Source organism: Larkinella sp. (assembly GCF_965227735.1).
Taxonomy (GTDB): domain Bacteria; phylum Bacteroidota; class Bacteroidia; order Cytophagales; family Spirosomataceae; genus Larkinella.
This window is the reverse complement of record NZ_OZ245776.1, coordinates 960,923-973,470: the sequence shown is the minus strand read 5'-3', so window position 1 is coordinate 973,470 and position 12,548 is coordinate 960,923. Positions and strand designations below refer to the sequence as shown.

At 55.2% G+C, this 12,548-nt stretch carries 8 protein-coding genes; all 8 read right to left on the bottom strand.

The genetic code is table 11. The features are described 5' to 3' along the window. Positions 1–62: 62 nt before the first annotated feature. Positions 63–638: a polysaccharide deacetylase family protein gene (locus ACO064_RS03830; protein WP_421830986.1), complete on the bottom strand. Its 576-nt coding sequence runs from the start codon at positions 636–638 to the stop codon at positions 63–65. An 8-nt stretch (positions 639–646) separates the two neighbouring features. Continuing rightward, positions 647–886, bottom strand: a complete 240-nt coding sequence (locus tag ACO064_RS03825; protein ID WP_421826084.1) for a hypothetical protein — start codon at positions 884–886, stop codon at positions 647–649. A gap of 40 nt (positions 887–926) precedes the next feature. Then, positions 927–2,279 (bottom strand): neutral/alkaline non-lysosomal ceramidase N-terminal domain-containing protein, encoded by a 1,353-nt coding sequence (locus tag ACO064_RS03820; RefSeq protein WP_421826083.1) that lies wholly within the window; start codon positions 2,277–2,279, stop codon positions 927–929. Positions 2,280–2,409: 130 nt separating this feature from the next. Beyond that, positions 2,410–5,463, bottom strand: coding sequence for a PVC-type heme-binding CxxCH protein (locus ACO064_RS03815; RefSeq protein ID WP_421826082.1), 3,054 nt, complete (start codon positions 5,461–5,463; stop codon positions 2,410–2,412). Between the two features lie 4 nt (positions 5,464–5,467). After that, positions 5,468–7,114: a RagB/SusD family nutrient uptake outer membrane protein gene (locus ACO064_RS03810; RefSeq protein ID WP_421826081.1), complete on the bottom strand. Its 1,647-nt coding sequence runs from the start codon at positions 7,112–7,114 to the stop codon at positions 5,468–5,470. Positions 7,115–7,135: 21 nt separating this feature from the next. Continuing rightward, the gene (locus tag ACO064_RS03805) at positions 7,136–10,585 is read right to left on the bottom strand and encodes a SusC/RagA family TonB-linked outer membrane protein (RefSeq protein WP_421826080.1); all 3,450 of its coding nucleotides are present in this window, start codon (positions 10,583–10,585) and stop codon (positions 7,136–7,138) included. A 55-nt stretch (positions 10,586–10,640) separates the two neighbouring features. Continuing rightward, positions 10,641–11,645: a FecR family protein gene (locus tag ACO064_RS03800; RefSeq protein WP_421826079.1), complete on the bottom strand. Its 1,005-nt coding sequence runs from the start codon at positions 11,643–11,645 to the stop codon at positions 10,641–10,643. Positions 11,646–11,714: 69 nt separating this feature from the next. Beyond that, complete coding sequence (locus ACO064_RS03795; RefSeq protein ID WP_421826078.1) at positions 11,715–12,425, bottom strand: RNA polymerase sigma-70 factor; 711 nt, start codon at positions 12,423–12,425, stop codon at positions 11,715–11,717. Positions 12,426–12,548 lie beyond the last annotated feature (123 nt).

Here is a 12,548-nt window from a genome sequence, read left to right as displayed (position 1 = left end):
TTCTCATAAAAAATCACCCCCCGGCCATAAACCGGAGGGTGACAAAAATTACCATCTCTATTTTATTTTCGTTGTTTGTTAACGTATTTGGCCACCGTGCCGATGGGGGCGATCCAGACGCCGTTGGCGGGGTCTTTGGCGTATTCACAGAGTTGCTTCAACATCGCCAGGCGCGTGGTCTGGCCCCCGGATTCGGCCGTTTCGTGACCCGCCAGCACCAGCCACTGCCCGGTTTTGCGGGCGGTTTCGATCAGGTCTTTGATTTCATTGAAATCCTTTCCGTCCATTTCCATCCCGTAAATCTGGGCCATGTCGCAGTACGCCGGATCATTGGGCGCTTCATTCCGCCAGCCGCGACCGCTGATGAACAGATCGGACACAATCGGCACGTAGCTCTGCGTGGTTTTTCCGCGCCCGATAAACATCTGCCCACAGGGGTAGGCAAACACTTCCGGTTTAACGCCCAGCAGTTCCTGCACCTGTTGGTTGGCTTCGATCAGTTCCGCCCGCATTTTCTCGCCGGTATAGTCCTCCAGCGCCTTTTCCCGCGACCACGTAAAATTGCCGCTGCACGGGTGATTGACCGAGTGATTGCCCATTTCGTGACCACTGGCTACGGCTTTTTTCCAGCCTTCCAGCCGTTTTTTTACCGCCGATGGTACGACGAAAACGTGGCTTTGACATCGTATTGATCAAGCAAAACCGTGCCTTTGTCGACATTGCTCAGCCGGGCATCATCGAAACTGAGGCTTAGGGCTACTTTCTTGCCGTTCGGCCAGACAATGGGGGCCGCCGACGGTTTGGCGGACGGCATTTCGCTCGAAAACGAAAGGCTGAGGAGGGCGCAGAACAGGGTGGATGCGCGCAGGATCGGGGTTAGTTTCATCGGAATAAAGTCTGAGAAGCAAAGATACGAAAAGCTCCGGTCACGGTTTTTTAACGATGGGAGGGTGTGACTGCAAGTAATTGACCACCGACTCCGTCAGATCTTTGGCGGCAGCGGGGGTGTAGGGCGAAACCGTTATCTCATACCCGCCGTGCGTAATTTCTTCGGCCGTGAGCAAATACCCCAGCCAGCCATTTCCGTAGCCAAAATAGAAGGTATAGGGGAAAGGCGACCGGTCGCGAACCTCGTTGGAAATCTCGCAGAATAATTCGAGTGGGGCGCTCCAGATGGCAATGTCGTCGTTGATTTGCAGAAACCGCACCGGCAGTTTGACCATGTTCACCCCGGCTTTGGTGGTGCGGGTATAATCTTTCAAATCATCGACCCAACCCAGTTCGGGTTTCCGGGGTGTTTCAACCATCAGGCTGGCGGTTTTCAGACTAACATCCGCCGTGGTGGCCTTGATCGACTGGTTGGCAGTAATGATTTTGTCTCCCAGTAAGGTCTTGAACTGGTGGAGCCGACCGATTTTGTGGTTTGCGTACTGGCTGTAGATTGGTGCAATATTGCCGGCGGCTCCGTTGATGAACAGCAACGGAATACCTAGTTTTTCTTCCACATACTGAGCGACCACACCCGGGGCATCCCCACTGATGAGCAGGTTTTCGCCCCCCATCACCGTTCCGTGAATCGCATAGTTGGAAATCAACGCCATCGGAGTGCCGTCTGCTTTGTCAATTCGAATCATCCCGATCCGGCGATCGACCGGGCCATCCGGGTCCATCCCCAGAAACGCTTTGCCGTCGACGCCCTTGGCCCGCCGGTTGATGTTGGCCTGCGCCATGCCCCAGCCCACGCCCAACCGGGCCGGTTCGAGTTTTTTCCGGGCTTCGGCGACGCCATCGATCAGTTTCTTTTCGACCACATCGGTGTAATCCGAATCGAATTTGTGCTGATACCGTTCGCCCATAAAGAGGGCCGGTAAACCGGGAGGCCCCACCTCGGGTGCCGAATGCGTGTGCGTTAAAGTCCACCAGAAGTTGACCGGATCGATGCCCAACTGGCTCTTCAACTTAGCGGCCACTTTGTCGTATTCGGAAGGCGAAACCACGGCAAAATCCGACGATACGAGCACGAACTGCGTTTTGCCGTCGTCCAGTACGGTGATCCGGTGGTAAATCCGGTCCAGAACCCCGGTCGATCGGCGGGCACCGTAGCCGAGCAGCATCTGGTGACCTTCCGGCGTCACGTCCACCTTGACCACAGCCGCCCGAAAACCGGTAGCTTTGGGGTTGATGGCCTGACTCCTTATCGGAAAAAGCAATAGAACAGCTACCGCCCAAAGGCCGGTCTGGCGTTTAAAAGTCGGTATGTGGTTTTGAAAAAAAAGCATGGTTAAAGAATTAGAATATTTTTGAATCGACTTATTTTCAACGCTTTCGCCCCTAAATCCCCTAAAGGGGACTTTTTAAATCCGGATCAGCCGAGTCCAAGTCCCCTTTAGGGGATTTAGGGGTAAATAACTATTTCGCCTTCCGGATATATGCCAGCAGATCCGCCATTTGCTGCGGGTTGATCTGCTTTTCCAGACCGGCGGTCATGGCCGACATGTTCATGGCTTTCAGGGTCTCGATGTCCTGCCGGGCAATGGTGGTTTCCTGGCCGCCCTGGTTGCGCAGCGTGAGGGCCGTTGGCGTTTCGGTCGAGATCAATCCCTGCTGGGTTTCGCCGTTTTTCAGCGTGATGGTCCAGAGGTCGTAGCCGTCGGCGATGGACAGGTTCGGGGTCAGAATATCGCCCAGAATGGAAGCCGGTCGCCGGTTTCGGATGGTCGCCAGATCGGGGCCGAACGCAATCCCACCCGTGCTGCTGATCTGGTGGCAGAGCGCACAGTTCTGCTGGAAAACCAGCGCGCCTTTGTCCGCATCAGCCGGTAGTTCCAGCGAAGTCTGGTATTGTTTAATGACCTCATCCCGCTGTTTGTCGCGTTTCGTGAGCAGCACCCGCGCCCGGTTTCGCGATTCGACGTTCGAGTTCGCCATTAAACCGACGCTGCGGGGCCAGCCGATGCTGTTCTGGTCGATGGTTCCTTTTTCGACGGCATCCAGCAGCAACTTGATCCGGGATTGTCGTACCGGGTCTGGGCCGCTGAAAAACGTGGCAATGGCCGGTTCGCGGATGTCGGGGGTCATGACCGGCCACTTTTGCAACACGTAGTCACTAACCGTGGCATCGGGGATCGAACTCAGGGTTTTCAGCGCGGCCACCTGAACCGAAAGCGGCTCATTTGGCGCAATCATTTTTTTCAGGAGCGGGATCTGGGGCGTTGCGTCGCGCAGGGCCAGAAAACCGAGGGCTTCCGACCGTTTCTCTTCCGACTGTTTCGGATCACCCGCCGTCTGCACCGCCTGTTGAAAAGCCGCCGTTGTCCGGGCGTCGTCCGGCAGCCCGGTTACCTGCAAAAACTGAAGGCAGGCCGAGCGAACGGAAGGGGAGGAGTGATTGAAAAAAGATCGGATCAGCAGGTATTGTTCTGCCAGAAAATTCGAGTCGAGCGTCGAGTTTCGCCGTTTCACCCCCTGGGCGACGCCTTTGATGATGGACGGTTGCCACGTCTCTTTTTCCGCCGAAACCGGTACGAGTGCTTTCTGAAGGAGCGCGTTGATGGTTGTTGCGGGCTGACTCGCCCCGGTCATGGCACTGAGTCGCTCGACCAGCGAACCATAAGCCGGTTGGTCGGACTGGTAACGCGTCAAAACCGCATTGAGCAAATCGCCTTTTTGCGACGCGGGCGCAGAAAGGGCCGCGATCTGGATCCATTGGTCGTCGATGTCGGTGAACAGCAGTTTCTGCCGGGCGCTGGCCGCTTCGGGCGTTTCAACAAAACCGAGCGTGCAAAGCAACTGAAAACGTACTTTCGGATCGCTGTCGGACTGCATCGCCAATAGCGCCGGAACGAGCGCCGGGGCGGTTTTTAAATGTAATTCCGCCAGTTTGATCGCGTTGGTTCGGACGCCCGGAACCGGGTCTTTCAGGGCCGCCGTAATCAATTCCGGGCGAAGTTTGTTCAGCCCTTCGAGCGTCCAGAGGGCGTGCAGACGACCCAGGGGCGACGACGGTTTTTTTGCCATGACTTCCAACCCGGCCACGTCCTGGGGCGTCGCGCGATCCAGCAAAAGCCGTTGCGCATTCCGGCGCCACCAAACATTCCGATCACCCAGTTTTTCGATCAACTGCGCATTGGACGCCTTCCCCAGCAGGTCTTTGTTCAGGACGGCGGGTTTGGTTCCTTTGGGCGTGATGCGGTATATGCGGCCCTGATCTGTTCCGTTGTATAAGGCCCCGGATTTGATAACGTCTTCGGCCATCCATTCGGGGTGTTCGACAATTTGCCGGTAATAATCAATGACATACAGCGCGCCATCGGGTCCGATGTACATATTGACGGGTCGAAACCAGGCGTCCGTTGAAGCCAGAAATTCTTTGCCGGTGTGGACCCGGCTGGCCGTAAAACTGGCTCCTTTTTCATGGATTTTATCAAAATGTACCAAGTTGCTGACGGGTTCGGCCACAAACGTCACGCTGTCGTACAAGGCCGGAAAAGCACCGCCCAGATACGCCGTTATGCCACAGGCCGACGTGATCACGCCAATATCCGTGAGCAACTGCATCTGCGGATTTTTGGTGATCGGAAACACTTCGGCGGCATTGCCGTGGTCCGAAATCGACTGGGTGACGTTGGAAACCAGCAAATCCGGGTTGCGCTTCAGATACGGCGTCGTGATGACTTCGTGGAAGGCGTGGTTGGCATTGCTCACCAGCAGGCGGTTTCCCCAGGCGTCAAAGGTATGACCAAACTGCGTATTACCGGCCACCGGTTCCAGTTCGTAGCGGTCGGGCCGAAACCGGACGCTGCGGCCACTGGCGTTGTCGGGCAGACGGATGCCGTCGGGCTTTTGGGGGAAGAAAACATCACTTCCCCGGTCGCCAAATTCTTCTTTATACACCTGCGCCGTCACCGCCGATTCGTGGGCGAGGTAAATCCAGTTGTCGAGACCCAGCAAGGGAGCATTGACGTTGTGCTGCGGATTCGAGAGGGCAAAACCGGTCAAAACCGTGTCGCGGACGTCTGATTTACCATCGCCATCGGTATCTTCCAGGTAATAGACGTTGGGCGCATCGGTGACCAGCACGCCTTTTTTCCAGCGCATGATGCCGGTGGGCAACACGAGGTTCTCGGCAAAAACCGTGCTCTGGTCCATGCGACCGTCGCCATCGGAATCGGTGAGCAGTTTAATTTTTCCGGTACCGGTTTTGTCGAGCGGGTAGCCGTGCATTTCCACGACGTAAAACCGCCCGTCCTCGTCGATTTCCATTGCCACCGGATCGGCTACCAGCGGTTCGCTGGCCACCAGTTCGATCTGAAAACCGGGTTCGAGTTCAAACGTTTTCAAAGCCTCTTCGGGCGAGGTTCCCGAAGAGGTTGAGGACTTCTGACAACCCGGCACCATCACCAGGCTGGCAGTGATCAGACTGTAAAATAGGTACTGCTGTAGTTTAGTCAATGAAATTACCATTGGGTCAGTAATTCGGGTTTTGGGTCAGCTTCGTATTCTGGTTCAACGCCGATTGCGGGATCGGCAGCAAATAGTTTTTGTTGGCAAAAAACGTTTTGCCGCCTTCCGGTGCCGCAATAACCGTGTACACCGGTTTTCCGCCCACCAGCTCAATTTTCATGGCGTGCAAGGTTCCGTTCAGGTTCTTTTCCGCCAGCTTCAACCGCATCAGATCGAACCAGCGCCGTTCTTCAAATGCCAGTTCCACCCGGCGTTCCCGCATAATGGCCACCCGCATCTCGGCCTGCGTCAAGCCGGTTTTCAGGTTCGGTAATTCCGACCGCGTCCGCACCTGGTTGATGGCGGCATACACCGACGCATCCGGCCCGACGGCTTCGTTTTGCGCTTCGGCAAAACTTAGCAACACTTCCGCGTAGCGGTAAATAATGAAACTGCCGCTGTTCAACAGGTGATTGCCGTTGATGGTGTATTTTGGATTCAGTCCCTTCCGTAAATAATAACCGGTATTGGTCGCTTCATTGGTATTACTCAAATCCGTCGCATTCCGACTACCGACGCCCTGTTTCATCACCATTTCGGCCCCCACCCAGGTCGATCCGTCATAGACAATGGACTGATAAAACCGCTTTTCCCGGTTCACATACGGGTTCTGTGGATCGTAGCCCGAAGCTGGATCGGAAATCGGCAAGCCGTTGGCCATCGCGTATTCGTCTACCAGTTCCTGCGTCGGATCGACGCCACCGTAGGCTTTTTGAACCCCGCCGACCATCCAGGGTCCCCAAAGGCCTTCTTTGCCACTGCCCAGGGCCGTACCACCGAGGTATTGCTTGGCAAAAAGCACTTCCACATTGTTGTTGTTGTCCTCGTAAAATTGCGTTTCGTAATTAGAAAACAGGCTGTGTGAACCTAAATCTATTACTTTTTTATTTGTAGCGGCCGCCAACACCCACCGGTTTTTGTCGTTGGCGGTATTTTTCAACGGGCTGGCCCAGAACAGTTCGCACCAGCCTTTGAGGGTCAGCGCCGTGGCTTTGGAAACCCGGCCCGCTTCGGCCTTGAGCGGCAGGTCATCGACAATGGCGGCACACTCGTCCACAATGAATTTATACGTTTCCTCATCGGTGTTGCGCGCCCGGAAAATGGCGTCGCCCTGCGTGTTCTGATTCAGTGAACTGGTGATGATCGGAACCCCGCCGTGGGCGGTCCACAGCAATTGGTAGTAGTAGGCGCGCAAAAACCGGGCTTCCGCGATTTTGGGCTTCTTCCACGTATCCGGAAAGGCCGACGCCGTTACTTTTTCGATGAACAGATTGGCCCGGCGAATGTTGGCATACTGGCCCCACCAGTTGGGCGCGTTGCTGGCCGTATAGACCGAGGGCGAGTATAAAACCCGGCTGGGCAGCCCGTTGACGCCGTTCATGGCATTGTCCGTAAAGTTTTCCCACGGATCGAAGGTGTTGAACGGCCCCGGAATTCCGGAGTAGACGTTATTCAGAAACAGGTCGGCCGTGGCGGCATCGGTCCAGACGATATTGTCCGAAATCTGGTCTTTGGGGGCCACGTCCAGAAAATCTTTGCAGGAGAAAACTCCCAGAATCAGGAACAGCAAAGCTACTTTGCCATTCAACTTCATTAGCCTAGACAGGGTCATCGTGGATGTTTGTTTTCAGGATTAAAAGGTAATATTCAAGCCAACTGAAATTACTTTTTGCTGCGGGTAACTCCAGGCATTGGCCTGGGTGATTTCCGGGTCGAAATTGCGCAACTTCGTCCACGTCAGGACGTTCTGCCCCGACACGTAGACCCGCGCATTTTGGATTTTTATTTTCTGCGTGATCATTGACGGAATCGAATACGACAGGATGGCGCTCTTCAAACGCAGGTAGCTGGCATCGCCGATCCAGTAGGAGGACACCTGCGTGTTGTTGGTCGTCGGGGCGTTGGTGATGCGCGGATAGGTCGCATCCGGATTTTCCGGTGTCCAGTAATCCAGTGTTTCCCGAACCGCGCCCATGCCGTTGCTGAATGCCCATGCGGCACTGCCCGAGTAATAGAAGTTGGTTTTGGCCGCGCCCTGAAACAGCAGGTCGAGCGTGAAACCTTTGTACTGGACGTTGGGCGCAATCCCGTAAATGATTCGGGGCGTGGCTACGGCATCACCAATCCGGGTGAGGTCGTCGTCGTTGATTTTGCCGTCGTTGTTCATGTCCTGATACCGGATGTCGCCGGGTTGTACTTTGCCCCAGGGTTGGGTGGCAAAACCGGATTTCAGATTGCCAGCCTCGTCGAAATCGGCCACCTGAAACAAGCCGAGTGATTGAAAGCCGAACTGCGTTCCGAGCGGTTTTCCGGTCAACCGGCGGTTGAGGTTGTTATAGGTTGCCCCGGCTTCAAACACCTGAAGCAGTTCATTTTTGGCGTAGGTGAAATTACCGTTCAGCGAAACGCGCAGACCGGACGGAAACCGGTGCGACGAGCCGATGGAGAGGTCGATGCCCTGGTTTTGCATGATGCCCGCATTCACCTGACTCAGCCCGATGCCGTATTCGGACGGCACAATGACGTCGGGATTGACCAGCATGTTGGAGCGTTTTTCGTAGAAATAATCCATTTCCAGGTTCAGCAGGCCTTTCCATAACGTGGCTTCGATCCCGATGTCGGTCTTTTTCGCGCGTTCCCAGGTGATGTTCGGGTTCGGTTCATTGCGTTCGCGGAGGGCCTGAACGGCGTTGCCACCAAGCACATAGGCCGGACCCACCACGCTGTAGGTGCTCATGTACTGAAAGGCACTCCCGGCCAGCGCGCCCACCTCGCCATATGATCCCCGCAGTTTCAGGTTGTCGATCCAGCGCACGTTGTTTTTGATGAAATTCTCTTCCGACAAGCGCCAGCCGAGTGAAAAGGCCGGGAAGAAACCGTAGCGGTTTTCGGGGGCAAAGTAATAGCTGCCGTCGTAGCGACCGCTGGCTTCGAAGAGGTATTTATCGGCGTAATCGTACGTAACCCGGTAAACCAGACCCATTTGACGGCCGTAGTTCGAGGTTCCGGTGGTGGTCATGTCGGCCTGGCTCGAACTCCCCATGTCCAGTTCGTCGATGCCCAGGTTGTAGTTCCGGCGGGTGGCGCCCAGCAGCATGGCGTCGTTGGCTTTGGCTTCAAAAACCGCCAGCGCACCCACGGTGCTTTTCCCAAACGACCGCACGTAGTTCAGGCTGGCCTGGTAGGTCAACTGCTGGGTCTGGTTGTAGGTCTGGTTCAGCGACGATTTGGCCTGACCGAAAATGCCGTCGGTGATCACTTTTGTTGCTGTATTGATCGTGGCCAGGTGAACCGGGGTCGTCCAGATTTTATCCAGGATCATGGTCGGATCGTAGGCAACCGTGCCTTTGGCGACCAGCCCCGGAATGAACGCAATCTCCTGTTCCACCGACAGTTGTGAGTACAGAGCCGTCGTGTTGGTTTTCTGGTAGCCGCTGTTGTAAATGCTGCCGGTGACGTAGGTGCCGTTCATGCCATTGCTGAAAAACAGCGGGCCGTTTTGCAGGTGGGAATAGGCAATCAGTTCAAAAAGACGCGGTGTTCCGATGGAAGGATATTGGGATTTTTGCACCCTTCCGTTCAGATTAAAAGAAATCTTGGTGGTTTTGGTCGCCTGTGCATCGAGGTTGATGGCCAGATTATACCGTTTGTTGCTGGTCGATGGCCACATTCCGGCCTGGTACTGATACCCCAGGCTGGCGTAGTATTTGATCCGCTCGGCTCCGCCCGACAATTCGATGTTGTGGGTGGTGATGACGGCGTTGCGATTGACAATTTCCTTGACATAATTGTCGGCCGGGTACGAATCGTTGTCGGAACCGTCTCTGAATTTCTGTAAAGCTTCGGCTGAATACGGTTCTGGCAACCCGGCGTATTTGGCGGCTGCGTTTTTCAGCGAGGCAAAATCGTATCCGTACAGATAATCAGGCATGACCGTCGGATTCTGAAAGCCGACGTAAGCATTATACGTCAGCGAAGGCGTACCGGTTTTGCCGCGCTTGGTCGTCACCAGAACCACCCCGTTGGCCCCTGCCACGCCGTAGGGTGCCACCGCTGCGGCATCTTTCAGGATCGTAAACGTTTCAATCGTGTTGGGATCAAGCTGCTGAAAACTGCGGGGGATATTGTCTACGATCAGCAGCGGCTGGTTGTTACCCGTGGAGGAAATCCCGCGAATGTAGATATTGGAACCGTCGCGACCGGGTTCGCCGGAAGCCTGTTTGACGATGACGCCGGGCAGACGGCCACCCAGGCTGTTGCTCAGGTTGGTGACAGGAACGGAGGCAATTTCTTCTCCTTTCAAGGCCGAAACAGCCGCTGTCACCGAGGTTTTCTTCTGAACCCCATAACCCACCACGACGACTTCACTCAGTGCTTTGATGTCGGGTTTCAGGCTGACGTTGATTTCGGTACGGCTCCCCACCAGCACTTCCTGCGGTTCGTAGCCTACAAAACTAAAGACCAGAACCGCTTCCGGGCCGGGAATGGCCAGCTTGTAGGTGCCGGTTCCGTCGGTGGTGGTTCCGCGCGTCGATCCTTTCAGGACAATGCTGACGCCGGGCAGGTCTTCGCCTTTTCCGGCATCGGTCACGCGGCCCTGGATGGTGATGTCGGCAACAACCGGTTTTTCTGCCAAACGGGCGGCTGAAACGTCTAGTACTGCTGCTTCGGCGGTCGGTCGGCTTTCGGTTTGGCGGGCGAAAGGGGCTTCGGGAAATCGACTCGGCTCGATTTCCGACCTCCGCTGCGGTTCTTTGGCGGTGATCACGTAGCCCCCGTTTTTCGATTTTTTATAGCTTAATCCAAACGGTTTCAACACCGTTTCCAGGTTGGTCTCCAGGCGGTCGTCCCAGTGAATGGCGTCCGACGAAACGACGTAGCCCTCCACAATCCGGTCGAAAAACAGGATGTCTACTTTATAATGGTTTTTCAGTTCCCGCAGGGTTTCTTTCAACTGGCGGTTTTCGGGCCTCACAGACAGTGGCTGGTGGGCTGAGGTCTGGGCCTTCGCGAGCATTTGGGCAAAACCCGGCTGGATAACGCCCAGCAGCAGAATCAGCAGTGGTGGTATTCTTTTTTTCATGGAGGTAAATAAGAAGAATGGGTTAGTAAGCAGAAATGAGAAGACGTACGGTGGGTTAATGCGCAGGGTTCGGGATGACAATGTGGTTGCCGGTGCGTTTGTAGGTCAGGGCCGACCCTTCCATCAGCGATTCCAGGAGTTCTTCGGCGTTGCGGGCTGTAAACGAGCCGGAAACGGTCCATTTGGCCAGTTTGGGATCGGTGATTTCCAGTACCAGACCGTAGTTTTCCTTGAACAGATGGGTGATTTCCTCAAGCGTCGTTTCTTCAAACACAAAGCGGTTTTCGCGCCAGGCCGAAGCGTTTTCGGGCTGACTCAGTTTCCGGAGCTGGACCTGTCCATCACGCCGGTTGAGGGTCACCAGATCGCCCGGTTTCATCATCAATTGCCGGGGTGATTGACCCTCCTGATACCGGAGCTGCACTTTCCCTTTGTTCAAAACCACTTTGCCGCCCCGTTCCCGGTTGTAGACCGTAAATTCAGTGCCGAGTACGACCACCTCGAAGTTGCGGTTTGTCTTGACCACAAACCGCTGATCGTCCGTCGTGTGGGTAACCGAAAACGTGGCCTCACCCGACAGAGCCACATCCCGCGTCTGATACCCAAATCCAAACCGGGGCACCTTCAGCGTCGAGTTGGCGTTCAGCGTCACCTCACTGCCATCGGCCAGTGTCAGTTGCCGGGTTTCGCCGTAGGTCGTGGTATATTTTTCGTTCATGAGGTCGTCCCGATACACCCAGCCACTTCCGACCAGCAGCGCCACCGAGGCCGCAGCAACCCACCGGAACCAGGGCAGATGGATCATAGGAATGGCCCGATCGACACCAGCCGGTTCGTCCTCCTGCGGGTCCTGAGTCATCCGCATCTGGTGCCGGTCGAGGGCGGTTTGGACATCGGCTACATACTGCGGATGCTGGCTTTCCCAGATTTCGAGCCAGTAGAAAAACTGTTCCCGGTTGTCTGTATCTTTGGCCCATTCGTCGATCAACTGCTTCTGGAAAGCCGTGGTGCGGCCCGCAAAGTAGTTGAACAAAAGTTCTTTCGTTACCTGTGTTTTCATAAGTAAGACCGGTTTCGGGGTGGCAAAAACCGCCACGCCAAACCCATGTTTCAGGAAGTTGTTGTGGTTTTATTGCGGATACTGGCAGAAGCTGAGGAGCAAAATCAGCCATTTGTCTTTCAGGAAAGTCCGGACGTGGTGAATCGCCCGGTACATGTGAACTTCGACGGTTCGCAGCGATAAATTGAGCTCAGTAGCGATTTCGCTGTATTTCCGGCCTTCAAACCGGTGCATAACGTAGACCTGTCGCTGCTTCATCGGCATGGCGTCGATGGCTTTTTCCACGTCGTGATACAGTTCTTCGAACTGCGTAACGGAATCGGGTTGCTGCTCGCTGGGAAACGAAAGCCGTTCGGCCTGGTCGAGTGAGGTGCTGCGTTTCATCTCGGCCCGGACGTAGTCGAAAGCCCGGTTACGAACGGCGGTGAACAGGAAGGCGCGGTAGGAGGTGGTAATGGTGAGGTAAACCCGGCCGACGTGGAACTCATAGAAAATGTCCGAAACAATATCTTCGGCAATTTCTTTGGACGATACAAACCGGACAACGTGGCTGCACAGCGACTGGTAATAGTGCTGAAACAGCAGCGCGATGCCCGAATCCGGGTTCTGTTCAAACGCCAGATGAATCAGCCGTTCGGCGTCCAGGGCCACCGCCGGTCGCTGAAAATGGGATGGGGGATGATCACTGAGCGGACGCTCTCCGGGTGGATACTCGCCGAATGAGAATGGACTGCCCGGGGTGCCATTCGGGTCCGGTACTAAACGTCTAACCTCTCCCATGTTCGATAAATGGTGAAAATACTAGTCAGAAAGGCGAAATCACTGCTTCGGTACAGGGAGACGTTTCAGGGACGAAAAAACACTTACCGTAATTTTATATTTATTTGGCAGAATTGAAAAATA